Here is a 26,051-nt window from a genome sequence, read left to right as displayed (position 1 = left end):
TTTTAGGATTCGGCTTAATTTGCGCAAATAACAGCGGTGGTCGGATGATACATTATCCTAAGAATTATCTTAAGCTCAAATCCCTTAATTTATCCCCCCCTGCCAGAGTTGGTAGTGAGTTTCATTACGTTATTATTGTCATAACGCAGAATCATTCCAACTCCGGCATCGTCTGAAGCGTTTATACAGGCAATACGATCACACCCCGATATTGCGCAATTTCTCTCCTGCCATCAGCTTGCGCTCGATATGTTCCAGCGTTACGCCTTTCGTTTCCGGTATCAGCCAGAACGTGACGCCGATAAACACCACGTTCAGCACGGTATAGAGCCAGAACGTTCCCGCGGCGCCAATGGCGTCCAGCAGCGTCAGGAACGTCGCGCCGATGATCATGTTGGACACCCAGTTGGTGGTCGTCGAGCAGGTGATGCCAAAGTCACGGCATTTGAGCGGCTGGATTTCGGAGCACAGGATCCAGACCACGGGCGCGGCGCTCATCGCGTATCCTGCAATACACATCATCGTCATGCCGACAGAAAGCCAGGAAAGGCCACTTGAGGCGGTACCGTTATCAAACTGCATCAGGCAGTAGCCGAGGATCAGCGTACCAAGCGCCATCACGCTGAAGCCAATTTTCAGCGCCGGTTTACGTCCGACTTTATCCACGGTGAATACGGCAATAAAGGTGGCGAACATGAAGGTCAGCCCGACCACCAGGGTGGCGATCATCTGCTGTTCCGTGGTGGTGAACCCGGCCATTTTGAAAATGCGTGGCGCGTAGTACATGATGATGTTCATGCCGGTAAATTGCTGCATCGCCTGCAGCAGCATGCCGAGGAAGACCGCGCGGCGCACGTTGCGGTTGATCTTAAACAACGCCCAGCCTCCCTGCTTCAGCTTCAGGCTTTCGCGGATTTCATTGAGCTCTTCGCGCGCTTTTTCTGAGGTGTCGCGCAGCATACGCAGCACCTCTTCCGCCTCCACGTGGCGCCCTTTTTGCGCCAGCCAGCGCGGACTGTTTGGCAGGAAAATCACCAGCACGATCAGCACCAGCGCCGGTAACGCCAGCACGCCGAGCATTGCGCGCCAGTTGCCACTGTAGCTGAAGTAAGTGTCAGAGAGGAACGCCAGCACAATACCCAGGGTGACCATCAGCTGGTACATGCTGATCATCTTCCCGCGGACATTCTCACTCGCCATTTCGGAGAGATAAAGTGGGGCCGTGTAAGAGGCAATCCCCACCGCCACCCCCAGCAGCACGCGGGAGAGCAGCAACACCTCCACGTGCGTGGCAAATGCGGAGCCAATGGAACCCGCGACAAACAGAACCGCCCCGACCATCAGGCTGTATTTGCGCCCCAGACGAAACGAGAGCCAGCCGTTGAACAACGCGCCGATAGCCGCGCCAAGCATCATGCTGCTCACCACCCACTCCTGCAGACGGCTGCTCAGGGTAAAGTGATCGGTAATAAACGGTAAGGCGCCGGCAATCACGCCGATATCCAGCCCGAATAATAAGCCCGCCACGGCGGCGGCCACAGAGACAAACTGGTTCATGCGGCGTGTATCCCGCAGCGCAGCGGGCATAAGGGTAGAGTCATTTATTGATGTCATAGTTTCCTGCCTGAACAGTAAATGCGTTAAGTGAAATTACGAGATAGCGAGAAAAAGTGTCAGGTGGGAAAAGGTGAAGATATGGATTATTTCGCTACGACATAGCGATCTGTGATGGACATTACAATTTCAATTAATGCTGAATAATCGCATTGTTTTACTAATACCTTAATTTTGCAGCAATAAAAGTGTGATGATGGTCATTTATGACTTTTTAGTATGGATTTTTCGTGTTTATCGATATGGACGTTGACAATTTTTGAGCAAAAAAAACCTCCGCCCGAAGGCAGAGGTGTTTGCCAGAAGAGGCTTATCGCGCCAGCCAGCCGCCATCCACCGCCACGGTGTAGCCGTTGATATAGTCCGACGCCGACGAGGCCAGAAACACGACCGGCCCCATCAGATCGCCCGGAAGCCCCCAGCGCCCCGCCGGAATGCGGTCGAGAATTTCCGCGCTACGCTGCTCGTCGGCGCGCAACTGCTGCGTGTTGTTGGTTGCCATGTAACCCGGTGCAATCGCATTCACATTGATATTATGCTTCGCCCATTCGTTTGCCAGCAGGCGGGTCACGCCCATCACGGCACTTTTGGACGCGGTGTAAGAGGGTACGCGAATACCGCCCTGGAACGAGAGCATAGAGGCGATATTAACGATCTTGCCGCCGTTCCCCTGCGCAATAAAATGTTTTGCCGCCGCCTGGGACATGAAAAATACGCTCTTGATGTTCAAATCCATCACGTCGTCCCAGTCGCGCTCGCTGAAGTTAATCGCATCTTCGCGGCGAATCAGCCCGGCATTGTTCACCAGGATGTCGATATGACCGAATTCCGCCACCGCGCGCGCCAGCAGATCGGGAATGGCGTCAATTTTACGCAGGTCAGCGGTCAGGCTCAGGAAACGGCGGCCCAGGGCCGTCACGCGCTCGATGGTTTCCGTCGGCTCAACGAGATTAATCCCGACGATATCGCAACCCGCTTCCGCCAGCCCTAACGCCATCCCCTGACCCAGACCGGTGTCACACCCGGAGACCACGGCCACTTTACCCTGCAGAGAGAATGCATCCAGAATCATGTTTGTTCCTTACTCGTTCAGAGCCTGTCACGCACAGGCAGGTTGATACTTCACTGCCCGCGACTAACGCAGATCGCTGACCGCAACATGGTCCATATCATCAAAGACCTGGTTTTCACCCACCATTCCCCAGATAAAGGTATAGGCTTTCGTCCCGACGCCGGAGTGAATGGACCAGCTCGGTGAAATGACCGCCTGCTCGTTGTGCATCACGATATGGCGCGTTTCCTGGGGTTGTCCCATCATATGGAACACGCAGGCGTCCTCCTCCATATTGAAATAGAAGTAGACCTCCATCCGTCGCTCGTGGGTATGGCACGGCATGGTGTTCCACAGGTTGCCCGGCGCCAGTTCGGTCAACCCCATGCTGAGCTGGCAGGTCTCCAGCACGTCAGGAACGAAGTATTTATTGATGGTGCGGCGGTTGCTGGTAAGGTTGTCGCCAAGCGTTACCGGGGCGACATCCGCCGGAGTCACTTTTTTGGTTGGGCAGGTGTAATGTGCCGGCGCGCAGTTATAGTAAAACTTCGCCGGTTTGCTGCCGTCGATGCTGGCAAAGAGCACCTCTTTTGCCCCTTTCCCCACGTACAGCGCCTCGCGATGGCCAATCTCATAGCACTGGCCGTCGACGGTGATGGTGCCCGGCCCGCCGATGTTAATGACCCCCAGTTCGCGACGCTCCAGAAAATAGCTTACGCCCAGCTGTTTACCGACCTCACCGCCCACGGAGACGGTTTGCGTGACGGGCATAATCCCGCCCACAATAATGCGGTCGATATGGCTGTAAACCATGGTGTAGTTATCAGCCTCGAACACCTGCCCGACTAAAAACGCATTGCGCAGCCCCTCTGTATCCAGCGTTTTGGCGTGCGCACTGTGGATGCTTTCTCTGACGTCCACGGTAACCTCCAGATGTGGTCATGCCCGAAGGCGGTAAATAAACGAAACAACGTTTCGTTTTTCATCATGAGCACATACTATCGGCATAAAGTGGGCTTTTCAATTACAATTAAAACAGCGTTTCATTTTTTATTTTGTTTATATCGAAAATGACGCCCGGATCACGATACACATCCAGGCAACAAGCAGCAGGATAAAAAAAACCTCCCGCAGGAGGTTTTATTCGATGAACCAGGATTAGCGTTCGATGGCCAGCGCCACCCCTTGCCCACCGCCGATACAGAGGGTGGCAATCCCTTTACGGGCGTTGCGCTTTTTCATTTCGTGGACCAGCGAAACCAGGATCCGGCACCCGGAGGCGCCGATAGGATGCCCCAGCGCGATCGCCCCACCGTTAACGTTAACCCGCAGCGGATCCCACTCCAGCATTTTGCCAACCGAGATGGCCTGCGCGGCAAAAGCTTCGTTCACCTCAATCAGATCAACGTCAGAAAGCTGCCACCCTGCGCGATCGAGACAGCGACGGGTCGCATAGACCGGCGCGATCCCCATTAACGCAGGATCCACCCCCACACTGGCGAAGGCTTTAATGCGGGCCAGCACGGGGAGATCGAGCTCAAGGGCTTTGCTTTCGCTCATCATCATAACGGCGGCAGCGCCGTCGTTAATGGAAGAGGCATTCCCCGCCGTCACCGAGCCCTGCGTTTCAAAAGCAGGATTCAGTCTCGCCAGGCCTTCGGCACTGGCGTCGGTGCGCGGCTGTTCATCGGTATCCACGACGATAACGTCACCATTCTGGCGCCGGGTGCTGACCGGCACAATTTCGTCGCGAAAACGACCGGAGTCGATCGCCGCGCGCGCTTTTTGCTGCGAGCTGAGCGCATACGCATCCTGCAATTCACGGCTGATGCCGTACTCACGCGCCAGGTTTTCCGCCGTCACGCCCATATGGTAATCATTAAAGGCATCCCACAGCCCGTCATGCACCAGGCTGTCGAGCAGCTGGCTATTGCCCAACTGTGCGCCGGTACGGCTGTCGGTCAGTACATGCGGCGCGCGGCTCATGTTCTCTTGCCCGCCAGCAATAACCACATCCGCTTCACCACACTGAATGGCCTGCGTCGCGAGATGCAGCGCTTTTAATCCTGATCCACAGACGTCGTTGATGGTAATGGCAGAGACGGTATTGGGCAGTCCGCCTTTCAGCGCCGCCTGCCGTGCAGGGTTTTGGCCGGCGCCGGCCGTGAGCACCTGACCGAGGATCACCTCGTCCACTTCATGTGCTGCGATCCCGCTGCGTTCCACCAGCGCTTTCACCACCACGCTCCCCAGGTCAACCGCCGAATGACGCGCCAGCGCTCCCTGAAAACAGCCGATAGCTGTACGCAACGCACCCACTATTACGACATCTTTCATCACGACCTCTGTGTTAAATGACATGACGATAGTAGAGGATTGTTACTGGCAATTATCTTAATTGTTTAAAAATAGTGAGTTTAATCACAAGGATCAGCGCGCATCCTGCAGATACTGCCGCAGCCAGCGTCCGGCCACGCCGGGAGGGGATCGTTTATTCCACAGCAGATCGATGCCGATCGCCCGCGGCCAGCCTGGCACGTTGAGCTGTACCAGGGATTTCGCGGCAGCAAACTCATCCACCAGCGCGCAGGGCAACACGCACCAGCCAAATCCCTGTACCGCCATACTCAAGAGTAACAGGTAATTCGGTGCTGACCAGACGGGCCCGCGGGCGATCTCAGCCTCGCGTTCAAGATAGGTGCTCAGCCGCAGCTCCCGCCAGCCGTGCAGCTCGTCATGCTGAACGTCATCCTGCCCCGCCAGCGGGTGCGTGGTGGCAACATAGATCGCCATCCGGGTCTGCATCGGCAGGCGGGTGGCGCCGATATCGGTGGGGTAGCTGTCCCGGGCTTCCGTCAGTCCCACCTGGGCTCGCTCCTTTTGCAGCAGATCGATCACGTCCTCCTCCTCGCCAATCAGACATTCGAATTCCGTATGGGGAAAGCGGGCGTCAAACTGCTTCATCATCTCTTCCAGTACGTCCGGGTTGAGGGTATCGGAAAGGACAAACGTCAGACGCGCCTCGGTTTGCGCCGTTAATGACACCGCCAGCTCGTCCAGCCGTGTGCTGGCGGCGAGAATGGCCTGCACATAGCCCAGCACCTGTTCCCCCTGGGCCGTTAACACCGGCTGGCGCGCCGAGCGGTCAAACAGCTCGAATCCCAGATCGGCTTCAAGATTGGCAATGGACGAGCTGATCGTCGACTGGCTTTTACGCAGCCGGCGAGCGGCCGCCGAAAAAGAGCCCGCCGCAACGGTCTCGACAAAGGCGGTAAGGGCTTCAGGTGAATAGCGCATAACCTATCTACTTTTACGATGGATACCATCTTTAATATATCAGCTTTAGCGATAAAAATAGGCAGCATCAACGCCCATACCGGCGAATTAATGAGGTCTATAACTATGCAACATCAGGATGCACTCCAACGTAAACTGCCGGAGCGGATCTTTCATGCTGTCTGTTTCGAAGGGATCGCGACGGCGATCCTCGCCCCCACCGCGGCCTGGCTTATGCAGCGTTCCGTGGTGGAGATGGGTGGGTTGACCATTATTCTGGCCACCACGGCTATGCTCTGGAACATTATCTATAACGTCGGCTTCGACCGTTTCTGGCCGGTTCAGCGTGTCACACGTACGGCAAAAGTGCGTACGCTGCATGCGCTGGGCTTCGAATGCGGGTTTATTGTGATTGGCGTATCGATTGTCGCCGCCGTGCTGGGGGTCACGCTGCTTCAGGCATTCACACTGGAAATAGGTTTCTTCCTGTTCTTCCTGCCGTACACCGTATTCTATAACTGGGCGTACGATGGCCTTCGCGAGAAATTTCTTAAGCGCCGCCAGCAGCGACGCGCCCTGGCAGGCTAAATCTCCTCTGGCCGGACGTCCGTTCCGGCCTGACCACTTCGAAGCAACTGCGCTCTCCAGGCATAACTATGGTAAATTGCACTCCATTCCGATGGTTTGATAGTTGATACGTTGCTCTAATGTCGAAAATTTGGTCAAAAGATGAGACTCTCTGGAGTTTCGCTCTCTACGGCACGGCCGTGGGCGCAGGAACGCTATTCCTGCCCATTCAGCTGGGCTCCGCAGGCGCTATTGTCCTGTTTATTACCGCCCTCGTGGCCTACCCCTTAACCTACTGGCCGCACCGGGCATTGGCGCAATTTATCCTGTCGTCAAAAACAAAGGGCAATGAAGGGATCACCGGCGCCGTCTCGCACTACTACGGCAGGAAGATTGGCAATCTGATCACCACGCTCTATTTCATCGCCTTCTTTGTGGTGGTGCAGATTTATGCGGTGGCCATCACCAACTCGCTGACGGAACAGCTGGCGAAACACCTGACGGTAGACACCACCGTTCGCGTGCTGGTCAGCCTGGGCGTGGTGCTGGTGCTTAATCTGATCTTCCTGATGGGACGGCATATCACGATAAAAGTGATGGGCTTCCTCGTGTTTCCGCTGATTGCCTATTTCCTGTTTGTCTCACTCTATCTGATCGGCAGCTGGCAGCCCTCGCTGCTCACCAGCCAGATGACCGTCGATCGCCATACGCTGCATCAGGTATGGATTTCGATTCCGGTGATGGTGTTTGCGTTCAGCCATACCCCGATTATCTCGACGTTTGCCGTTGACCGTCGCGAGAAGTTTGCCGATGGCGCGATGGATAAATGCAAGAAGATCATGAAGGTGGCATATCTGATTATCTGCCTGAGCGTGCTGTTCTTTGTCTTCAGCTGCCTGCTCTCTATCCCGCCGTCGTATATTGTGACCGCCAAAGCGCAAGGGGTGACTATCCTGTCAGCGCTGTCGATGATGCCCTCTTCACCGGCGTGGCTCGGTATTTCCGGGATTATTGTGGCGATTATTGCGATGTCGAAATCGTTCCTCGGCACCTATTTTGGGGTGATAGAAGGGGCGACGGAGATCGTGAGGTCGTCGCTCAACCAGGTGGGTGTGAAAAAGAGCCGCGCCTTTAACCGCGCAGTTTCTATTATGGGGGTGTCGTTCATCACCTTTGCCGTCTGCTGCATTAACCCGAACGCCATTTCGATGATTTACGCCATCAGCGGCCCGCTAATCGCCATGATCCTGTTTATCATGCCGACGCTGTCGACGTATCTGATCCCCTCCCTGAAACAGTACCGTTCCATGGGCAACCTGCTGACGCTTATCGTCGGCGTGCTGTGCGTGTCGGTGATGTTTGTAGGCTAATCCCCTTTCCTGCCCGGCGCGATGCCGGGCAGGCCATTCAGTCCCGGCCTGCTGCTTACAGCGGAAAAGGCCTGTCCTGCACCACCGTTTTCATAACAAGCGTTGAGCGAAGATGCTGCACACCGGGCATGGCGGAGAGCTTCTCGTCGTAGAGCTTCTGGAAAGCGGAAAGGTCGCGGGTCACGACGTGCATCAGATAATCAGGATCGCCAAATAAGCGCTGGGCCAGCACGATCTGCGGGATCTCCTCTACCGCCTCTTCAAACGCGCTAACCGCCTTGCGGTCACCCTCTTTCAGCGTCGCAAACACTATCGCCAGGAAGTTAAACCCCATTTTGGCGGGGTCAAGGCTGGCCCGGTATCCCGTTATGGCCCCGCTTTGCTCCAGCGCCCGCACGCGACGATGGCACGGCGAGAGGCTCAGATTAACCCGCTCAGCCAGCTCGGTAAGCGACAGGCGGCCGTCAGACTGCAGCTCAGCAAGAATTTTTCGATCAATGCTATCCATGTGGAAGATTTTCTCATTTTCACCGTGTTATGAGCATAACATTGAAAGCCTATTTCGCAGTGTTAGCGATATTCTTTTTCGCAACGTATAACGCACTGCGGGAGCATTTCAGGACGATGGAAATGAGTATTGTGGCCGGCTTTTGGGTGGTTTCTTTTCTGCTCATCATGACCCCGGGGGCCGACTGGGCCTACGCTATCAGCGCCGGGATCAACGGCCGCCGCGTGGTCCCGGCGGTGATGGGGCTAATGTCCGGGCATCTGCTAGCCACATTGGTTGTGGTGGCTGGCGTGGGGGTATTGATTGCTCAACATCCGCTGGCGTTAGCCGGGCTGACCGTGGCGGGAGCCCTGTATCTGCTGTGGCTTGGCATAACGTTATGGCGTCACCCTGCCGCACCGGAAAAGGCCACCCAACATGCGGGTAACTGGACGCAGTGGGCGGTGAAAGGACTCTGCATTAGCGGCCTAAACCCGAAGGTTTTTTTGCTGTTCCTGGCCCTGCTTCCGCAATTTACAGATCCAACCGGAAGCTGGTCGATAGCGATGCAGATGTCTGCGCTTGGGATGATGCATCTTATCACCTGTACCCTGGTCTACCTGCTGGTGGGGTATGGTTCGAAAGCGGTGCTGGCGACCCGGCCACAGGCGGCGCGTCTGGTGAGCAGGGCATCGGGAGGGTTGATGGTGCTGATAGCGCTGGTATTGCTGTTTGAGCAGGTGAGATAACTGTCTTTTTTGCCGGGTGGCGCTGCGCTTACCCGGCCTACATTTAACAATGATATCAATTAATTGCACAATTCATTGTAGGCCCGTGCAAGCGTAGCGCCGCCGGGCGAAACTCACGAATCGCACGTTGTCAGCAGTCTGAAATAACACCAGCCATCGCCGATGTTATTTACGCCCGAATATCGTCATATTCCCGCGTTTTATCAAACTCATGTTTCGCGAACGGGCACAGCGGAATAATTTTGCGGTTCTCACCGCGCATCTTCTCCACCACTTTCGCCACCAGCTGTTTACCGACGCCCTGCCCTTTCAGACTCTCATCCACATCGGTATGCTCGATAATGCTCAGATGCTCGCCGGTCGGCACGAAGACAATCTCGGCGACCTGATTGCCGTTCGCATCGTTCACGTAAAACTTGTTATGGCCTTCAAGAATATCCATGGTTCCTCGCTTATTTCTGGCGATACTTCAGCGCACCGCTCGGGCAGGTATCAATCACGCGTATAACCGTTTCAACGTCCACTTCATCGGGAATGATCCACGGCTTACGTTTCAGATTAAACAGCTTTGCGCTCCCACGCACGCAGTTACCGGAGTGTTTGCAGATCCCGGTGTTGAAGTAGACGTCAATTTTCTCGCCGGTATAGGCCCGGTAGCCCGCATCCAGTAGTTCTTTATCCATGACATTGCCTCTGTAATTATTATCGTGCTGAATGAAGAATAGCCTGACGGGATCCTTGTGGCTATAACGCCGAAAACGAAAAGCCAGGTCACAACTCTTTTCTCGCCAGATTGCGTCCGCTATTTGCACATGTCAGGCTCGGCAAATGTCACTTTTACAACACTGTCGCAGGTTGAATGAAACGCAGACTCTCATTTCAGGTAAAGCTGTTTTTAGCGCTGGTGTGCTTCTCCTGCCTGCTGTTAGTTCTGCTGGGAACCATCCTGTTTCATTTTATTGACCGGCAGCTTCATCACGATCTCGGCCAGCGCGCCCGGGTTCAGGCCAGCCAGATTGCGCTGATGCCGGGTCTGGCTGACAAGGTGGCCGCCCGAGATATTCCGGGCATCGCCCGGCTGATTCAGCCGCTGCGTGCCGAAAGCGATGCCAGCTATATTGTGATTGGCGATACCCGCGAGCAGCACCTCTACCATTCGGAATCTCCGGAGCGCATTAATTTACCGATGATCGGAGGGGATAACGCGGAGGTATTAAAGGGTAAAACCATCATTTCCGTGCGTCAGGGTGGGATTGGCGTGTCGCTGCGCAGCAAAGCGCCCATCTTCAACGCCCAGCATCAGGTCATCGGCATTGTCTCGGTCGGCTATCTGACGTCGTATATTGCCAACATTAATGCCCGCATTCTGTGGCAGTCCGGACTGTACGGCATTGCGCTTCTGCTGTTGCTGTTTATGTTCTCCTGGCTGTTTACCCGCAATTTAAAAAAACAGATGTTCCGGCTGGAGCCAAAAGATATCGCTCAGCTGGTTTTGCAGCAGCGGGCGCTATTAGAAGCCATGTATGAAGGGGTATTTGCCGTCAATGAAGAGAAGCAGCTGATTTTAATTAACCGCGCCGCACGCGAAATGCTGGATATTCGTCAAAGTGAGAAAGAGCTTATCGGCAAACCGCTGGAAGACGTTCTGCAGACATCTCCGGGCTTTTTATCCCAGCGTTACGCCTCGGTGAGCAGCGGCAGTCATGACCAGATTGCCGTGCTGAACCAGCGGGAGGTGATCGTCAACCGCGTCGCCATTGAGGTCGAGCCCGGTGTTGAAAGCGGCTGGGTGTATAGCTTTCGCGACAAAAACGACATCAACACCCTCAGCAGCCAGCTTAGTCAGATCAAACGCTATGCGGATAACCTGCGCATTATGCGTCACGAACAGCTGAACTGGACCGCCACGCTGGTGGGCTTGCTGCAGATGAAACACTATGATGAGGCGATCCGTTACATCCAGGTGCAGTCAGAAGGCGCGCAGCGCGTACTGGACTTTGTCTCTGCCCGTTTTGTCTCCCCGGCGCTGTGCGGGCTGCTGCTGGGTAAATATGTCAGCGCGCGCGAAAAAGGCATCGAACTGCAGTTTGATCCCGCCTGCCAGCTCACCCGCATGCCTGCCGCGCTGAGTGAAACGGAGCTGATGTCCATTATTGGTAATCTGCTGGATAACGCCGTAGATGCGACCCTCAACGCCCAGGTCCACGCCCCGGTAGAACTCTACATCTCTGACCGTAACCAGGAGCTGCTGATCGAGGTGGCCGACAGAGGCTGCGGCGTGGACGATGCGCTAAAGCCGCATATTTTCCGTCAGGGGTTCAGCAGCAAGCCGGAACGTGAAAACGACATTGTGGGCACCGAGCACGGTATTGGCCTGTTCCTGGTGGCAGGCTATATCGATAAGGCGGGCGGCAGTATTGAGATTGCCGATAACACGCCGCAGGGCACGATTTTTTCTGTGTTTATTCCGAATGGACAACAGCATGACCCGACCACTTGATGTTGTGATAGTTGAAGATGAGCCGCACCTGGCGGAGCTGCATCGCGAGTATATTGAGCAGAATTTTCATTTGCGCGTGGTGGGCATCGCCGCGTCGATTGAGCAGGCCTGCAGCCTGATTCGTCAGCATCAGCCGCGGCTTATCCTGCTGGATAACTATCTTCCGGACGGTAAAGGGGTGGAGTTAATCGATAACCCGCTGCTAAAAAGCTATGAATGCTCGGTGATCTTCATCACCGCCGCCAGCGATATGCAAACCTGCAGCCACGCCATGCGCAGCGGCGCGTTTGACTACCTGATAAAGCCCGTTTTTTTCCAGCGTCTGCACGCTTCGCTGGAGCGCTTTATGCGCTTCATCCACACCGTGCAGCAGGTGAAGGTGGTCGACCAGCATGCGCTGGATCGCCTGTTTAACCTGCCGGCCGCGGAGTCCTCACCTGCGCCGTCCACGAAGGGCATTGAACCCCAGACGCTGGAGCGGATAAAACGCCTGTTCGCCGACCATCCCGACAGTGCGATGTCGGTTGAAGAGGTGGTGGAAAACGTAGGGATCAGCAAAACCACGGGGCGTCGCTACCTTGAATACTGCGTGGAGAGCGGGTTGATCAATATCGAAATGCTGTATGGCAATATTGGCCATCCGCGCAGGTTATACCGCAAAGCCCCCGACAAACCGTAATCCGCAACCGTTCGTTGACTAACGTTCGCGGATTTTATGGTGTTAATTGCTGAAACGACGGCGACAATCACACTTCGGAATCATTATCCGCTCCCCCCTATTGTGGGGAGAGCCCGATACGCTATGTTGACAATTAGTTCCTCAAATGTAACTAAAAGGTTAGCTATAATGTCGAACACGTTCCGAATTTCTCTGCTTACCGCTACTGTACTGTTCTCTGCTTCTGCACTGTCCGCCCTGCCGCAGGGTTATCCTGCTGAGTACCAAAAAGTGGTCGATGCCGCCACGAAAGAGGGCAAGGTTGTCATTTATTCCACCACCGACATCAAAGCCGCCGGACCACTGATCCAGGGCTTCGAACAAACCTACCCGGGCATCAAAGTCGAATACAACGACATGAACAGCACCGAGTTGTACAACCGTTTCATCAGCGAACAGGCTTCGGGCGGCGTGAGCGGCGACGTGGTCTGGAGCTCCTCGATGGACACCGGGCTGAAGCTCGCCACCGACTACGCCATGGAGTACAAATCCCCGGAACAGAGCCAGCTGCCGAAATGGGCGGTCTGGAAAGATAAGGCCTACGGCACCACCTATGAGCCGGTGGTCTTTATCTACAACAAGCGCCTGATCCCGGCGGGCGACGTGCCGGATTCGCACGCCGCACTGGCGAAACTGATCGCCAGCCAGACGGACAAATTCAAGAACAAAGTCACCACCTATGACATCGAAAAATCGGGTCTGGGCTTTATGCTCTCGGTGCAGGATCACAACGCCGATCCAAACTACTTTAAGACCCTGGCCGACGTCGCCAAAGGGGGCTTATCGGTGCAGTCGTCTACCGGCACCATGATGGAGCGTGTCTCCTCCGGTGAAAACCTGATCGGCTTTAATATCCTTGGATCCTATGCTGAAGCGCGTGCGAAGAACGATCCGTCGCTCGGCATCGCCTATCCGAAGGATTACACCCTGGTGCTGTCGCGCGTGTCGTTCATCAGCCAGCAGTCGCAAAACAGCAATGCGGCCAAACTGTGGCTCGACTACGTGCTCTCTGAAAAAGGGCAAAGCATTCTGGCCAATCAGGCGGACATTCCGTCCATTCGTAACGATATCGAAGGGAAAAATGATATCGACGGCCTGACCAAAATCCTCGGCAACGCGCTGAAGCCGATCCCGGTTGATGAAACGCTGCTGGAATACCTGCAGCCGAAAAAACGCCTGGAGTACATCAAAGAGTGGCGTACCGCCGCCGGCAAATAAGCGTCTGAGCGCGGCGCAAGCCGCCGCGCTCCCTTATCGACCTGAGTTCGTTTTTCTGGGCTGCAATACCAGGGATACCCCATGAATACATTACGCAGAAAGTGGCAAAGCCTGCCGCGCGGCATCGTCGTGCTGATAACCGCTCTGGTTATCTATACGCCGCTGTCGTTTATCGTGATACAGAGCTTCCTGTCCGCCCCCTTCTTTTCGCCGTCAAAAGAGTGGAGCTTTGAATCATTTGATTTTATTTTCACTGACCCTGATTTTTATAAGGCCCTGAAGAGTGGCTTTATTCTGGCCTTCGGGCTGGTGTTTATCTCTATCCCGCTGGGCGGCGTGCTGGCCTTTTTGATGGTGCGTACCGATCTGCCCGGCCGCCGGTTGATTGAGCCGCTGATCCTGGTCCCTATTTTCGTTTCACCGATGGTTCTGGGCTTTGGCTACGTGGTGGCCGCCGGTCCGGTGGGCTTTCTCTCGCAGTGGGCTGAGGCGCTGATTGGCTTTGTGCCGTGGAACATCTACGACATGTCGAGCATTGTGGTCATTGCCGGCCTGACGCACGTCCCGCACGCCTATCTGTATATCTCGTCAGCGCTGCGCAGCGTGGGCTCCGATGTGGAAGAGGCCGCGCGCACCGCGGGCGCGTCGCCCTGGCAGGTAATGACCTCCGTCAGCCTGCCGATGGTGCGCCCGTCAGTGCTGTACGCCACCGTGCTGCTGTTCTTCCTCGGGCTGGAAGTGTTCGGCCTGATGCTGGTCCTCGGCGACCCGGAAGGCAACATGGTGCTGGCGACCTATCTCTACAAGCTGACGAACAAGATGGGTACCCCCTCCTATAACCTGATGGCAGCGGTTGCCGTGGTGCTGATCTGTATCACCATCCCGCTGGTGATGCTCCAGCGACGCCTGATGCGTACCGCCAACCGCTTCGTCACCATGAAGGGCAAGGCCTCGCAGGCCCGCGCGCTCCCGCTGGGTAAATGGCGCTGGGTAGCCGGCGCGGTGATTGCCTTCTGGCTTACCGTGACCATCGGCGTTCCGCTACTCGGCGTGGTATTGCGCGCGTTTATCTCCAACTGGGGCGTGGGCGTTTCGCTGTGGGATGAGCTTTCGCTGAACACCTTCCGCACCATCTGGGCGCAGCCCAACCTGCTGCGCGCCATCATCAACTCTATGGCGATCGGGGTGATTGGCGGTGCGCTGGCGGTAGTCTGCTATCTGTTTGTCGGTATTGCGATGCACCGTAAGCCGGACAACACCACGCGTTTCCTCGATTACAGCGTGCTGGTACCGCGCGCGGTGCCCGGCCTGCTGGCGGGCCTGGCCTTCCTGTGGGTGTTCCTGTTCCTGCCGATGTGGCTCGATAACTCGCTGAAATCCGGCTGGCTTTCCGGTTTTGCCTGGACTGACTGGATGCGCGAAAACGTCATCGTCTGGCTGCGTTCGCTGCGCAGCACCATTTTCAGCGTCTGGCTGGCCTATACCGTGGTGTGGATGGCCTACGGGCTGAGGCTTATCTCTTCCACGCTGCTGCAGGTGGGGCCGGAGCTTGAAGAGGCGGCGCGCAGCACCGGGGCGACGCGCGGGCAGATCACCCGCCACGTCACCATTCCGCTCTCCCGCTACGGTCTTATCGGTTCGTGGCTGCTGATGTTCCTGATCTTTGAACGCGAATACTCAACGGGTGTGTACCTGCTGTCACCCGGCACGGAGACCATCGGCTCGATGCTGGTTTCCCTCTGGGCCGCAGGCGCCATTGATATCGTGGCGGCGCTCTCTTTCATTAACATCCTGCTTGTCGTGGTAGGTCTGGGCATTGCCCTTCGTTTCGGAGTGAAAATACATGATTGAATTAGCGGTTGACGATCTGCACTTAACCTACGGCGACAATCCTGTTTTAAAAGGTGTCTCCATGAACCTGAAGCGCGGCGAAGTGGTCTCTCTGCTGGGCCCATCCGGCAGCGGCAAAACCACCCTGCTGCGTGCCGTCGCGGGTCTGGAAAAGCCGACCCAGGGTTCGATTGTGATTGGTAAAAATAAAGTTTACGACGGCACGCCGCGCAGTGAGGTCCCGGCGGAAGAGCGTAACCTGGGGCTGGTGTTCCAGTCCTACGCCCTGTGGCCGCACAAAACCGTGTTTGAGAACGTGGCCTATCCGCTCAAGCTGCGCAAAGTCCCGGCCAAAGAGATCCAGCAGCGCGTGCAGGACGTGCTGGACCAGCTGGGTCTGGGCCATCTTGGAAAACGTCACCCGCATCAGCTCTCCGGTGGGCAGCAGCAGCGTGTGGCGATTGGCCGTGCGCTGGTCTACAACCCGCCGGTGATTTTGCTGGACGAGCCGCTTTCCAACCTCGACGCCAAGCTGCGCGAAGAGGCCCGCGTGTTCCTGCGCGAGCTGATTATCAAGCTCGGGCTATCGGCGCTGATGGTGACGCACGACCAGAATGAAGCGATGTCCATTTCCGATCGCATCCTGCTGCTGAACAACGGAAAGATCGAACAGCAAGGCACGCCACAGGAGATGTACGGCTCGCCGAAAACGCTGTTTACCGCCGAGTTTATGGGCAGCAACAATCGCCTGCACGGTAAGGTCACTGAAGTGCGCGACGGCAGAGCGCGCATCGAGGGCAAAGGCTGGGTGCTGTGGGGCCAGGCCGGTGAAGGGGTGCAGAGCGGTGATGACGCCACGGCGGTGATCCGCGTCGAGCGCGTCGCGGTGGTCGAAGGGCCTGGGGAAAACCAGCTTGAGCTGCCGCTGCTCACCAGCATGTATCTCGGCGACCGCTGGGAGTACCTGTTCCGTACGGCGGGGGATGACTTTGTGATCCGCGCGTACGGGCATGAGGTGCGGGATCCGCAGCACTGCCATCTTTCGCTGCCGGAGAGGCATGTGTGGGTGTTTCCGAAAGGGTGACAAAAAGGCTGCGGATGCAGCCTTTTTTAGTGGGCGCCTGGCAATGGATACACCAATTTTAGTAGAATTATCATAGCGAACTTGCATTTTTTATGCTCAGAATTACCACGCTAATGATAAGAGTGGAAATTACTTTGAAGTGATGAAAGATATTATTTAATCCTCTAATAAATATTTCTTTCAGGATTTAATCCTTTTTATTAAAGACATATTGCGAGTACGTTTCCTTTTGGTTAATTATTTATTTGTTCCGGAACGAATTAAACACAACATACAACATCATATATTTAAGGAATGAAAAAATGAAAAAAGTTGATACTGCAAAACTGCTGAAAATCAAATCCCCTCTGTCTGGCTGGTCTTTCAGCAAGTAACAGCTGAGGCGTTGATTTGAAATAGATCACGCTCATTCGGGCGTGATTTTTTTTGGGAGCTTGCTATGTTTAATATCGTTTCGCCTGATTATGATCATCAAGCCGCGCGGTTGTTTTTTGAAAACAGCCTTCACGCCTCGGTAGATTACCTGATCGATTTTTATGAGCTCAGGGATGTAAAGAAATCACCCGCTCTGACGTGGCAAATGTGCGCAGCGCATTATCTTGCCGCCAAATCGGCTGAATCCGAGGAGCATGAAGCTGCGGTTAAATATCTGCGTTATATCGAGTCAATTCCTGCAGCAAATGACATTGTGGTATCCCCGCTCAGTTCAGCAGATAATTCCTTCGATAAAGAGATGATTCTGAAGATTATCCGCGATGACAAAGAATTGGGGTTTGGCTTTTGTGATGATCCGGTACTGGCAGAAACCGAGTCTGAGAAAGTCTATAAAGCGCTTGATGTCATTCGGGAGAATGTGCCCGAGGCTTACAGCGAAATTAAAACGTATATTCATGCGATCCATCTCACGCAGGAGACAGATGACGGCTCACGCTTTATGCGTTCCGGAACAAATTTTTATATGTGGGGAATGATGTTTGCGTATGCGAATGAAGAGCATACCGTGCCTTATTATGTTGACATCCTTGCTCACGAATGCGGTCATACCGCACTGAATATTATCAACGCTTTCGATGAACTGGTCCTGAACGATCCAAGCGCCACATTTGTCGCCCCCCTGCGTGTTGATAACAGACCGATGATCGGTATCTTTCACGCCCTGTTTGTCCTGTCCAGAATTTGTTATGTCTTTGACAAGATCATTCAGAAGGGCACGAGCGAGTATGTTGATGAGTGCAAAGAACGTTTCCGTCAGGCTTTCAAAAAGCTGACCGACACGCATCAGATTGTTAAGGAACATGGACAGTTCACGCAAATCGGTCAGGCTATTTATAACGATATCTGCACACGTTGGGATCTGAAATAATTAATATGGCACCCTATGGTGCCATACAAAAAATGGAGCAGGAAATATGAGCATGTACGGACATCTTTTTGAACGTCAAAGTCGACACATTAACCTCTGTTTTCTTTTTAACTCCATCGGTTCGACGCTTCTTATGCCCCTCGCGCTGCTTTATCTTGCGGGGACCAGCCTGAGCGCAAAAGAGATCCTATATTTAGGCACCATGAAATTCTGGTCTTTTTCACTGTCCTATTTTTTAGTTATTCCATTGGTCAGTCGATTTGATGTGAAAAAGATGATTGTCTTTTCTTTGTTCTTTAAGTTACTGTCACTGGCCGTGTTATTTACCGGACAGACTTTTATGGTTTGTATGATTGTGATGCTGACAAATGGTCTGGCGTCATCTTTTTTCTCAACCGCATCAAAAATATATGTCCGCGCAACATCGAAAAATATCAGCGAAAGCTTCTCTGCGAGGATGACACTCAGTAACGCCGGGGCCGCTATCTCTCCAATGGTTATCAGCGCATTGGTATTTTTCGCCGTGCCGTTTCGCCCAGCCCTGCTCATTCTAATCGCTTTATTTACGATGGGTGTGCTGGTCGCCACTGGCCTCAAACCGTGCCAGCGGGTTCCCACCCCGGAGGTAAGCGCAACAGGATTGACCGGTCTGTTCAGTAAGGAAACCGCGACGGTTGCCACACTGAGCATTGTTTTCGCCATGCTTTATTACACATTTGAAACAATCGTTCCCCTGGAGTTGGTACAAAGCGATCTGAAAAGCCTGATTGGGCCAGTGATGCTGTTTAATACTGGCGTGATTATTCTGGGTCAAATACCTGTCTATAAATATTTCACGGAAAAATTTGGCGTGGTAAATGCGCTGTTAATTGCCACAGCGCTCTGCATTGTGCTGTTTATCCCGTGGTTCCTGCAGTGGGCTAAACTGAGCGGGCTGCTGCTTATCGTCGTGGGCGTCACGTTTCTGGAGATGTTTTACGGTGCGGGGATCGATACGGTGATTGCATCTGCCGACTCGGACAAAAAAATTGCCCTTCTGGATGGTGTATCAAGTGTGGCACTTTCTGCCGGGGCCGCATTGGCTGCAGCAATTTATGGCGACCCGGTTATGTTTATCCCATTCGTCATGACACTGTTTGTACTGAGCTTCTTTTTTGTTCGAGGCGAGAAAACTGGCCTGATCAGGCCATGAATACGCGGGCATTCTCTTTCTAAGCGTTGATACTGAAATGTGGAATAGCCCTGAGCGCAGCCTCAGGCGATTAAAGCCGATATCTTTTTTAAGTTGCTGACAGAGGGGCTCTATTAGGCTTCTCCATAAGTCGAGAGATCGGGAGCGGAGAAGGGAATTCCCCGCTCCATGCTAAAAACGCGGCATAGCGCTTTACTACGTGTTTGAGTCACATATTGCTGCTTTGCTTACGGAAAGCCCTTTGATTACTTGTGGTCTCGCGGATCAATTCCGTTTACTTTAATCTCTATTAATAAAGAACTGCCGGGTGGCAACCAACGGAGATGATAATTTGAGAACAGTTGAGATACTGCAATACACACTGCGCAAAGGCACCGGAGCAGCTTTTCACGCCATCATGCAGGAAATCAGTGTACCCCTTCACCAACGTCACAAGATTGATATCGTTGCGTTTGGTAACTCGCTGCATGACGCGGATTGCTACTACCTTATCCGCGCCTTTGATAGTGCTGAAAGCATGGCTACGGTTCTTGAAACTTTTTACGCAAGTGCTGACTGGCGTAACGGTCCACGTGAAGACATTATTCGTAGCATCGAAACCAGCATTAAAACAGTGATGAATCTGCCATCAGAAAGCGTGGAAGGGCTGAGGGGATAATGGAAGCCGCACAATTTTTGGGGTTTAGCTCAAAAAATGGGTTAGCTTTTTATAATGCGGTGAACTCTGGGGGCGAGTGTCTATAACATCTTCGGCTTAGCAAGGAAACCTGGGGCCTGGCAATTATTTCGTTGGTTGCCGCGTAATTACTACCGGAAAGTTGACACAATGAGCAAGCCCAGGCTAACGATGAAAATCGCTGGATATGGTGTCAAAGCGAAAGTGATTTTTGAGTTTCTGCAACTGATAACAGTTGATTAAGATTTATTCACCCTGCAGAATCGCCAGGATTTATAAGCAAGCACAGGCGGTTGTATAAAAATTGCAACCGCTGCTCCACAAGAAAGGCCAATAGCACCAGAGAAAACACTCTGCTCAGATGCGAATATCAACAGAAAAATGAATACAGCAAGGCAACCTGATACAACCCACACAGCGAGAATAAAACGCCTGGCCAAGTCCCTGATGGCATTCCCCAACGTTCCACTATAGCTTTCTACGTTGTTTTTTATCTTCTGCAAATCCGATGGAGAAAACCCTGAACGTAACAAAGCTTCATCAGTCACTTTCATATCGTCTTGTCCCTTATCCCCAGAAGTGTTTTCTCAATCGTTGATTGTGCAAGCAATCATAATGATGAACCTTACAGCATTCCAGCCGAAACTTTTCTGCAGACTCTATCTCCCCTTTCTTATCTTCTGGATGGTGCTAAGGAATTGCGTCGATTTAAAGTTAACGACCCATGATGTGACGTTTATGCTATTTATCAGATTCCAGACAATAGCAGCCGTAAAGCCCCATTAGTGGTACACACAGCAAGCGGAGCGTAGCACTGGCAGAGACGGAGCTGTAGCTACCGGGGCATATTAAACTATTCACCTGTTTACGTGGCTCATAGGGCTTAAATGCGTGTGTTCAATCTGTTCGGGAGTTATGCCTGGTATTAAGGAGGGGAAACGTAATAAACTGATAAATAACAATATCTTGATTTATCAGGAGCTTGGAGCGGGCGAAGGGAAATCACCCCCGCTCCAAAGATCTCGTAATCCCATGGATTTATTAACAAAAACTTGATGCATTGTAGGAGGGTTTTGTAGGAGGAACTACAACGTTTTGCAAACCGCTTCACTCCAGAACGCTGATAAGTTTTAGCGCGTCACTTCTGACAGAATCTTGTATTCGCCCAGAGTCAGCGATCAACGTCAAAGCCTCAATACTTAAACCATCCCTGATCACTTTTCGCGCTTTACTGAGACGGCCCCGGCAACTTTTCTCTGTATAACCCTCACGTGAGTGCATTTGCTCAATGATATCAGCGCTTGATAAATTTGAATCGGCAAAATGATGGTAGTAGTTTACAAAGCACTCCATCCCGATAGCCTTAAGGAGGCTGACCAAGGTAACACTACTCGTTATCTTCTCTGGTTGATTCAAAACCTCTTCCATAGGTTCGGGTGGAAGGGTTTGCATAGCCGCTTCATTGACTGAAGCCGAACTCCTGACAATCAAGTTTTCTTTGATGGAACTAACTCGAGGATCAGTAAGAATCGCGCCCTTGAGGTTAACGATATGTGCGTTAACGTGGTCACTATGCCGTGCATAATCTCGTATTACTTCATGTGGGATTTTGTAAGCATCAAGAATGTTGTAAGTCTCATCGAAAATAACCGCGATTAAATAATCAAAATCGGCTGCCTCATAGTTACGCAAGGCACTAAGCTGCCGGGAAGGATTATCCGGCGTAACTCTCCTAGCTTTGATCTGCACTTTCAGGCCATCAGGATCAATGGCATCAGCACCCGCCGACGAATTACTGAGAAGAGTCATACCCAGTGCATTAGAAACCAGCCATTCAGCATAGTCACCAACAGGATTATTCTTGGTGCGAATGACACCTCTAGAACGCAACTGCGTTAAAATTTCGGAATGAAGTGACAGCAATTCAAGATTATTCAGCGCATTTAGCCAATCATATGATGTTAAATGATTATTTTTCAAAAACACTCTCCATTGCCGAAGTGAAATGCCACTGTAACGCCTACGTAACGCACCTGGGTTTTGATGTTTTGTCGACTCTTATAGAAGAGTAAGACTGATTCATAGGTGTTTCATCTTTTGCCAAAGAAGACTGTTCATTAATACAGCATCCAGAATTTATAAACTTACACTTACTTCACTTTCTCAGTTTGCCCCACCGCACTGCCGAAACAATGCTCCAGTTGCCACTGGCATTGGGCCTACGCCATTTTGCTGTCTCCATGCTACGGAGATACTCAAGAGCTTCAGAAAACGTGCCAAAACGCTTCTGAGCCGCTTTATCACCTACGCCAAACGAACCATCACGGGTGCTTGCCAAACCGAGGTAAAAACAGGAACCATCGGCTGCGTATGGAACCAACAGTTCAGGATCGTTATCTTCAGATGAGTCAGACGCTAACAACTGCCACGGCTCAACACTGAGAGCATTAGCCAGCACCTCAATCGCATCCAAAGACGCATTAGAACCGCCGCGTTCAATGCGGCTCATATAGCTACGAGCAAACCCACACCGATCGGCAAAGGCTTCTTGGCTCATTCCGGTGGCAATGCGCAACTCTTTTACTCGTTGTCCAAACAGTTTTCTCAGGGTCATGTTCATGCCCTGAATTTGCGCAGATGTCCACTAAAGAGCCACGCACCAATAATGACATTTTGAATCAATGCGTTATTATGCGGTTAAAATCACCGCTGGGGTGGATTCTGAGGGATAACAACATGTCAAAAACACGGCTTAGTAAGCCCGGTTTTTCAGCCAAGTCTGTGCTGACCATTATGTTAATCGCTGCGTCATCTTCATCTTATGCAGCAGAAAGCATCGATCAACTGGCGACGCGCATCGGTATGGATCACTTTCGGGAAGCGATTAAGAATGGCGACCGTAACGCCTTTAAAACCCTACCGGCAAAAGACTATAAAAACGGCTTAACCGGGTTACTACTTAAAACGAACACCTACGTTAATCCCGAATACAGCTTTGCTGATTGCGATACGGACACCGTTATTATCTCGGTGCAAGAACACAAAACGCTCCCCGGTTGCCGTATCTCTTTAAAGCTAGCGACAAAAGATGCAGGAGGCAGTTATCACGACAATGGAATCCGCGTTGAATACGGTATTGCCACCGGATCTAAAAAGTTCATAGCCAATAATTCAATGTGGGCGGAACATGCCATTAGCGGTGACAAAGTGCTGGAAGGCGCTCTCCATCCGGATAAAACGAAAAATCATAAAGATCAAATGTGCATAGGTATGGCTCAATTTACTGCAAACGTAACTGAAGGCCGAAATAGTGGAATGGCCAAAGGGGAGTATTATCAGCGCCTCGATAATATGAATGGCAAGTCAGAAGTCACTCCCCAGATGATTACGCTCTACAAAAGTTTCGTTGATTATGTATATGAACACCCTAAACAGAACGCCCAAGATTTATCGTCATTCATTTACACTAACTGCATGAATAATTTATGATTCTCGGCTTTGTATTAGGTTTAGACATGACTACGCTCCATTCCATCCAAAGTAACCTAGATGCAATACTCAGCAAGTGTCTGACTTATGGATTTTTCTAGCTAAACTCGAGGGATGACAGCGTGATTTATGTTCGGTAGGAGTAGGCTCAGGATAGAGCTTAGCCTCCTAAACTATGCAGTAGCACTTACTTAGGTATTATTTATATGTTACTTCGATCAGCAAATTTACTCATTTAGTTACTTTCCTATGTTTAATGGTAGGTAATAATGTTCAACTGTTTGGTTGACCAAGATTTGAAGACTATGTTCTAATAAACTAAGGTATATCATAGGTTGTTAAGTGTTTTATATACATTACATGGCCTACAAAACATTAAGATAATGATATTAAGATTTAATGAGATGAACTATATATATCAATAGAAAGGGTTTTATCATGACATACACACAGCTTGCAGATAGTTCTTTCTGGTCAGCGTTACAACAAAGGAAAGATCTTGAAAAATACGGAAACCTAAACTGCGCATTATATGCGATAGAGTTACATGACAATATTGACAGTATTGATTTAATAGCTCCTGACATAATAACTGAAGGTGGGGATGATGAAAACATAGATATATTAATGACAGATAGGGAAAGCAAACAAATATATCTAATACAATCTTATCAATCTACGTTATTCCGACCTCAAGGAGCGAAGCCATCTAAAGCTCAAGAAACCGCTTATGCAGAAACTGCTTTACTTTCTGCCGACATAGATAATATACCTCTTAGGATAAGGGAGCAGGTAAAAGATGCAAGGGATGCATTACGGAACAATGAAATTGATAAGATAAATGTATGGTTCGTTCATAACTGCCCTGAGACAGCAGAGTGCGAAAAACCTCTCCATTCGATTGGCCGCTCGATTATGGATAAATTAAAATCAATTTATCACATTGATAATATGAGAGTAAGTTCCAAGCAAATGGGCTTGAATTCGCTTGACGAATTATATAATTCTCAACACAGTCCGATTTTGATATCAGATAAAATATCATTAACCGGAATGCATGGCTTCTATCAAAATTCAAATGAGAACTGGGCCTCATTTTCTACACTAGTGCCTGGGAAGTTTATTAAAGAGCTATATAATAGTTATGGTGAAGATAAATTATTCAGCGCCAATGTGAGATCTTATTTAGGCAGTAATAAAAAAGACCTTTCAATTAACAACGAAATACAAAACACCGCCATAGCACACCCAGGGAATTTCTTTGTATTTAACAACGGCATCACTGCATTAGTCCATGATTTTGAAATGGATTTCATCGATGAATCCAAAACTCTCGGTCAAATTAAAAGTGTTACAGGTATTTCAATTGTTAATGGAGCCCAAACCACCGGCAGCATCTCAAATTTAGGGAAAGAACCAGATGATGCACTAAGAATTGCGATTAGATTTATAAAAGTAAGCAATCCAGAGTTAATCAATGAAATAACGCTTGCAAACAATTCGCAAAATAAGGTCTTGCGATCAGACTTTCGCTCCAGTGATTCCATACAAAAAAGGTTAAGAAAGGACTTCGAGAAAAATAAAGAAGCTTTATACACTGGTGGCCTTCGCCAAGTATTAACACCTGCCCAAAAAAGAATCTTATTACCAACAGACACAGTTGCACAAATCCTGATAGCTTTTCATGCTCATCCAACAAGCGCATATCATCGGAAAAAAGACATTTGGGATGATGAAGACCTCTATAAAAAAGCTTTTGATGATACAATTACAGCAGGCCATATTATCTTTGTTTATTCATTAAATGAAGCAATAAGCCAGATAAAGTCTGATTTCAACGAACAATTCAGACATAATCAACTTCCGGAAATAGATACCATCAAACATAAGTTATTAACTCAACCAGGGGTATCATTATTGTTGATTCATGCTATAGCCAGCATATTGGAAATAATACTAGGTTCTGCCATCCCAAATAAATACACAATATCCTTTAAAGAGGGTGTCAACAGAGAAAGTGCAAGAACACAATGGATCCCTGTAATCAAAAGAGTATTAACTAGATCTGCGATACTGGAACCAGCAACAGCAGGAAGGTTATCCAAAAGCAAAGAAATATCAGAGATAATTTCTCGTTTCCAGAGTGATATGGATATGTATCGAGATGATTTTAAAGAACTACTTCCTGACTTCATCGCGAACATCCATTATTAGTTTTTAATTTAGCCCTCAATCGGGGGCTTTTACTCTTCAAGATTAATCTTCTTGCCTTTGATAATTTTCAAAACTAACTAAATTGCTATCAGTCTACTAATGCGGCTATAGTCGCTCTGGATACGCTATATTCCCGAGCTAAAGCGCTAATACTGATTCCATTATTTTTTTCTCAATAATAGCCCTATGTGCTTCAGGGGCGATTTTCGACGGCCTACCTAACTTCTTGCCTTCGGCTTTTGCTCGTGAGAGCCCCGCCTGAGTGCGTTCAATTAAAAGATCGCGCTCCATTTCTGCTACCGCTGCCAGCATTGACAATAGGAGCTTACCCGCAGCGGAAGTGAGCTCAGTTGTGCCAAGTTGGTGGACAATTACTTTAATATTGCGCTCAGCCAGCGCCTTGACAGTTTGCAGAACTGTCAATCGCATAACGTCCCAGACGGTCTAGTTTTGCAACTATCAATGTTTCACCATCGCGGATTTTGCTGAGCATTTCAGAAAATGCTTTGCGTTGCATTGCAGGAACCTTCCCGCTAAGAATATCAGCAAACCAAAAGTCAAACGTCCATCCTGCTTTTTCAAGTTCCAAACACTGGTTCTCAGTATCCTGCTGCGATGTCGAAACACGCCCGTAGCCAAAAATCGCCATAGTC

The 26,051-nt window shown here is 51.1% G+C and carries 24 protein-coding genes and 2 pseudogenes; 14 read left to right on the top strand and 12 right to left on the bottom strand.

The features are described 5' to 3' along the window. Window positions 1–198: 198 nt before the first annotated feature. The 5 genes from GM298_RS06040 to GM298_RS06020 form a co-directional block, all read right to left on the bottom strand. Window positions 199–1,614, bottom strand: coding sequence for a sugar porter family MFS transporter (locus GM298_RS06040; RefSeq protein WP_266153787.1), 1,416 nt, complete (start codon window positions 1,612–1,614; stop codon window positions 199–201). A 310-nt stretch (window positions 1,615–1,924) separates the two neighbouring features. Further along, entirely contained in the window at window positions 1,925–2,686 is a 762-nt protein-coding gene (kduD, locus tag GM298_RS06035) for a 2-dehydro-3-deoxy-D-gluconate 5-dehydrogenase KduD (RefSeq protein ID WP_045285832.1), read from the bottom strand. Between the two features lie 63 nt (window positions 2,687–2,749). Continuing rightward, the gene (gene kduI, locus GM298_RS06030; protein WP_045285833.1) at window positions 2,750–3,586 is read right to left on the bottom strand and encodes a 5-dehydro-4-deoxy-D-glucuronate isomerase; all 837 of its coding nucleotides are present in this window, start codon (window positions 3,584–3,586) and stop codon (window positions 2,750–2,752) included. A gap of 237 nt (window positions 3,587–3,823) precedes the next feature. Beyond that, window positions 3,824–5,002 (bottom strand): acetyl-CoA C-acetyltransferase, encoded by a 1,179-nt coding sequence (locus GM298_RS06025; protein WP_025757788.1) that lies wholly within the window; start codon window positions 5,000–5,002, stop codon window positions 3,824–3,826. A 93-nt stretch (window positions 5,003–5,095) separates the two neighbouring features. Then, window positions 5,096–5,962, bottom strand: a complete 867-nt coding sequence (locus GM298_RS06020; RefSeq protein WP_025757787.1) for a LysR family transcriptional regulator — start codon at window positions 5,960–5,962, stop codon at window positions 5,096–5,098. Window positions 5,963–6,067: 105 nt separating this feature from the next. Between GM298_RS06020 and GM298_RS06015 the strand changes: the two genes are divergently transcribed. Both GM298_RS06015 and GM298_RS06010 read left to right on the top strand, forming a co-directional pair. Continuing rightward, complete coding sequence (locus tag GM298_RS06015) at window positions 6,068–6,529, top strand: multidrug/biocide efflux PACE transporter (RefSeq protein WP_025757786.1); 462 nt, start codon at window positions 6,068–6,070, stop codon at window positions 6,527–6,529. Between the two features lie 119 nt (window positions 6,530–6,648). Continuing rightward, window positions 6,649–7,878 (top strand): amino acid permease, encoded by a 1,230-nt coding sequence (locus GM298_RS06010; protein WP_025757784.1) that lies wholly within the window; start codon window positions 6,649–6,651, stop codon window positions 7,876–7,878. Window positions 7,879–7,933: 55 nt separating this feature from the next. On the opposite strand, the gene GM298_RS06005 is transcribed toward GM298_RS06010, so the two are convergent. Continuing rightward, a complete protein-coding gene (locus GM298_RS06005; protein WP_021242030.1) occupies window positions 7,934–8,386 on the bottom strand; it encodes an Lrp/AsnC family transcriptional regulator in 453 nt (150 codons plus the stop codon). Between the two features lie 116 nt (window positions 8,387–8,502). Between GM298_RS06005 and GM298_RS06000 the strand changes: the two genes are divergently transcribed. Then, on the top strand, window positions 8,503–9,114 hold the full coding sequence (locus GM298_RS06000; RefSeq protein WP_025757782.1) for a LysE family translocator: 612 nt from the start codon (window positions 8,503–8,505) through the stop codon (window positions 9,112–9,114). A 169-nt stretch (window positions 9,115–9,283) separates the two neighbouring features. On the opposite strand, the gene GM298_RS05995 is transcribed toward GM298_RS06000, so the two are convergent. After that, complete coding sequence (locus GM298_RS05995) at window positions 9,284–9,556, bottom strand: GNAT family N-acetyltransferase (protein WP_008499687.1); 273 nt, start codon at window positions 9,554–9,556, stop codon at window positions 9,284–9,286. Between the two features lie 10 nt (window positions 9,557–9,566). Beyond that, window positions 9,567–9,797 carry a 4Fe-4S mono-cluster protein YjdI gene (yjdI, locus tag GM298_RS05990; protein ID WP_014071635.1) on the bottom strand — a complete coding sequence of 77 codons (231 nt, stop codon included), beginning with the start codon at window positions 9,795–9,797 and terminating at the stop codon, window positions 9,567–9,569. A 176-nt stretch (window positions 9,798–9,973) separates the two neighbouring features. Between yjdI and GM298_RS05985 the strand changes: the two genes are divergently transcribed. The 9 genes and pseudogenes from GM298_RS05985 to GM298_RS05945 form a co-directional block, all read left to right on the top strand. Continuing rightward, a complete protein-coding gene (locus GM298_RS05985) occupies window positions 9,974–11,614 on the top strand; it encodes an ATP-binding protein (protein WP_128338966.1) in 1,641 nt (546 codons plus the stop codon). Then, window positions 11,598–12,293 carry a response regulator gene (locus GM298_RS05980; RefSeq protein WP_025757780.1) on the top strand — a complete coding sequence of 232 codons (696 nt, stop codon included), beginning with the start codon at window positions 11,598–11,600 and terminating at the stop codon, window positions 12,291–12,293. Before GM298_RS05985 ends, GM298_RS05980 begins: the two co-directional genes overlap by 17 nt. 168 nt (window positions 12,294–12,461) lie before the next feature. Beyond that, entirely contained in the window at window positions 12,462–13,550 is a 1,089-nt protein-coding gene (locus tag GM298_RS05975) for an ABC transporter substrate-binding protein (protein ID WP_045285838.1), read from the top strand. Window positions 13,551–13,631: 81 nt separating this feature from the next. Then, the gene (locus GM298_RS05970; RefSeq protein WP_025757776.1) at window positions 13,632–15,401 is read left to right on the top strand and encodes an ABC transporter permease; all 1,770 of its coding nucleotides are present in this window, start codon (window positions 13,632–13,634) and stop codon (window positions 15,399–15,401) included. After that, the gene (locus tag GM298_RS05965) at window positions 15,394–16,464 is read left to right on the top strand and encodes an ABC transporter ATP-binding protein (RefSeq protein WP_094919330.1); all 1,071 of its coding nucleotides are present in this window, start codon (window positions 15,394–15,396) and stop codon (window positions 16,462–16,464) included. The genes GM298_RS05970 and GM298_RS05965 overlap by 8 nt, the downstream gene beginning before the upstream one ends. Before the next feature lie 439 nt (window positions 16,465–16,903). Beyond that, window positions 16,904–17,827, top strand: a complete 924-nt coding sequence (locus tag GM298_RS05960; RefSeq protein ID WP_266153786.1) for an aKG-HExxH-type peptide beta-hydroxylase — start codon at window positions 16,904–16,906, stop codon at window positions 17,825–17,827. Between the two features lie 52 nt (window positions 17,828–17,879). After that, window positions 17,880–19,019, top strand: coding sequence for an MFS transporter (locus tag GM298_RS05955; protein ID WP_224752926.1), 1,140 nt, complete (start codon window positions 17,880–17,882; stop codon window positions 19,017–19,019). Between the two features lie 331 nt (window positions 19,020–19,350). Beyond that, complete coding sequence (locus GM298_RS05950) at window positions 19,351–19,677, top strand: NIPSNAP family protein (RefSeq protein WP_025757772.1); 327 nt, start codon at window positions 19,351–19,353, stop codon at window positions 19,675–19,677. Then, a pseudogene (locus tag GM298_RS05945) lies at window positions 19,665–19,938 on the top strand (DUF4225 domain-containing protein); the annotation flags it as partial. The gene GM298_RS05950 and the pseudogene GM298_RS05945, both read left to right, overlap by 13 nt. Here GM298_RS05945 and GM298_RS05940 read toward each other — a convergent pair. The 3 genes from GM298_RS05940 to GM298_RS05930 all read right to left on the bottom strand — a co-directional run bounded on the left by GM298_RS05940 (window position 19,935) and on the right by GM298_RS05930 (window position 22,309). After that, the gene (locus GM298_RS05940) at window positions 19,935–20,249 is read right to left on the bottom strand and encodes a hypothetical protein (RefSeq protein ID WP_025757771.1); all 315 of its coding nucleotides are present in this window, start codon (window positions 20,247–20,249) and stop codon (window positions 19,935–19,937) included. The pseudogene GM298_RS05945 and the gene GM298_RS05940 overlap by 4 nt on opposite strands. Window positions 20,250–20,802: 553 nt before the next feature. After that, complete coding sequence (locus GM298_RS05935) at window positions 20,803–21,681, bottom strand: DUF6998 domain-containing protein (RefSeq protein WP_266153785.1); 879 nt, start codon at window positions 21,679–21,681, stop codon at window positions 20,803–20,805. A 169-nt stretch (window positions 21,682–21,850) separates the two neighbouring features. Next, a complete protein-coding gene (locus GM298_RS05930) occupies window positions 21,851–22,309 on the bottom strand; it encodes a helix-turn-helix domain-containing protein (protein ID WP_266153784.1) in 459 nt (152 codons plus the stop codon). Window positions 22,310–22,431: 122 nt separating this feature from the next. Here GM298_RS05930 and GM298_RS05925 point away from each other — a divergent pair, with 122 nt between their 5' ends. Both GM298_RS05925 and GM298_RS05920 read left to right on the top strand, forming a co-directional pair. Further along, entirely contained in the window at window positions 22,432–23,184 is a 753-nt protein-coding gene (locus GM298_RS05925; RefSeq protein WP_266153783.1) for a hypothetical protein, read from the top strand. 438 nt (window positions 23,185–23,622) lie between these two features. Next, window positions 23,623–25,398, top strand: coding sequence for an AIPR family protein (locus tag GM298_RS05920; protein WP_266153782.1), 1,776 nt, complete (start codon window positions 23,623–23,625; stop codon window positions 25,396–25,398). Between the two features lie 88 nt (window positions 25,399–25,486). Here GM298_RS05920 and GM298_RS05915 read toward each other — a convergent pair. After that, window positions 25,487–26,047 (bottom strand): annotated as a pseudogene (locus GM298_RS05915) (recombinase family protein). Between the last annotated feature and the right edge of the window lie 4 nt (window positions 26,048–26,051).

This window comes from Enterobacter sp. HSTU-ASh6 (assembly GCF_026319105.1).
Classification (GTDB): domain Bacteria; phylum Pseudomonadota; class Gammaproteobacteria; order Enterobacterales; family Enterobacteriaceae; genus Enterobacter; species Enterobacter sichuanensis.
Note: the sequence above shows the minus strand (reverse complement) of the source record. Positions and strands in the feature narration are given on the sequence as shown.

Excerpts from the sequence above, each read along its gene's own strand:
- GM298_RS06020 (WP_025757787.1), bottom strand. The coding sequence starts at position 5,962 with ATGCGCTATTCACCTGAAGCCCTTACCGCCTTTGTCGAGACCGTTGCG.
- kduD (WP_045285832.1), bottom strand. The coding sequence starts at position 2,686 with ATGATTCTGGATGCATTCTCTCTGCAGGGTAAAGTGGCCGTGGTCTCC.
- GM298_RS05925 (WP_266153783.1), top strand. The coding sequence starts at position 22,432 with ATGTCAAAAACACGGCTTAGTAAGCCCGGTTTTTCAGCCAAGTCTGTG.
- GM298_RS05975 (WP_045285838.1), top strand. The coding sequence starts at position 12,462 with ATGTCGAACACGTTCCGAATTTCTCTGCTTACCGCTACTGTACTGTTC.
- GM298_RS06000 (WP_025757782.1), top strand. The coding sequence starts at position 8,503 with ATGGAAATGAGTATTGTGGCCGGCTTTTGGGTGGTTTCTTTTCTGCTC.
- GM298_RS05960 (WP_266153786.1), top strand. The coding sequence starts at position 16,904 with ATGTTTAATATCGTTTCGCCTGATTATGATCATCAAGCCGCGCGGTTG.
- GM298_RS05965 (WP_094919330.1), top strand. The coding sequence starts at position 15,394 with ATGATTGAATTAGCGGTTGACGATCTGCACTTAACCTACGGCGACAAT.
- GM298_RS05930 (WP_266153784.1), bottom strand. The coding sequence starts at position 22,309 with ATGACCCTGAGAAAACTGTTTGGACAACGAGTAAAAGAGTTGCGCATT.
- GM298_RS05920 (WP_266153782.1), top strand. The coding sequence starts at position 23,623 with ATGACATACACACAGCTTGCAGATAGTTCTTTCTGGTCAGCGTTACAA.
- GM298_RS06040 (WP_266153787.1), bottom strand. The coding sequence starts at position 1,614 with ATGACATCAATAAATGACTCTACCCTTATGCCCGCTGCGCTGCGGGAT.
- GM298_RS05970 (WP_025757776.1), top strand. The coding sequence starts at position 13,632 with ATGAATACATTACGCAGAAAGTGGCAAAGCCTGCCGCGCGGCATCGTC.
- GM298_RS06005 (WP_021242030.1), bottom strand. The coding sequence starts at position 8,386 with ATGGATAGCATTGATCGAAAAATTCTTGCTGAGCTGCAGTCTGACGGC.
- yjdI (WP_014071635.1), bottom strand. The coding sequence starts at position 9,797 with ATGGATAAAGAACTACTGGATGCGGGCTACCGGGCCTATACCGGCGAG.
- GM298_RS05980 (WP_025757780.1), top strand. The coding sequence starts at position 11,598 with ATGACCCGACCACTTGATGTTGTGATAGTTGAAGATGAGCCGCACCTG.
- GM298_RS05955 (WP_224752926.1), top strand. The coding sequence starts at position 17,880 with ATGTACGGACATCTTTTTGAACGTCAAAGTCGACACATTAACCTCTGT.
- GM298_RS05985 (WP_128338966.1), top strand. The coding sequence starts at position 9,974 with ATGAAACGCAGACTCTCATTTCAGGTAAAGCTGTTTTTAGCGCTGGTG.
- GM298_RS06010 (WP_025757784.1), top strand. The coding sequence starts at position 6,649 with ATGTCGAAAATTTGGTCAAAAGATGAGACTCTCTGGAGTTTCGCTCTC.
- GM298_RS05940 (WP_025757771.1), bottom strand. The coding sequence starts at position 20,249 with ATGAAAGTGACTGATGAAGCTTTGTTACGTTCAGGGTTTTCTCCATCG.
- GM298_RS06025 (WP_025757788.1), bottom strand. The coding sequence starts at position 5,002 with ATGAAAGATGTCGTAATAGTGGGTGCGTTGCGTACAGCTATCGGCTGT.
- GM298_RS06015 (WP_025757786.1), top strand. The coding sequence starts at position 6,068 with ATGCAACATCAGGATGCACTCCAACGTAAACTGCCGGAGCGGATCTTT.
- GM298_RS05995 (WP_008499687.1), bottom strand. The coding sequence starts at position 9,556 with ATGGATATTCTTGAAGGCCATAACAAGTTTTACGTGAACGATGCGAAC.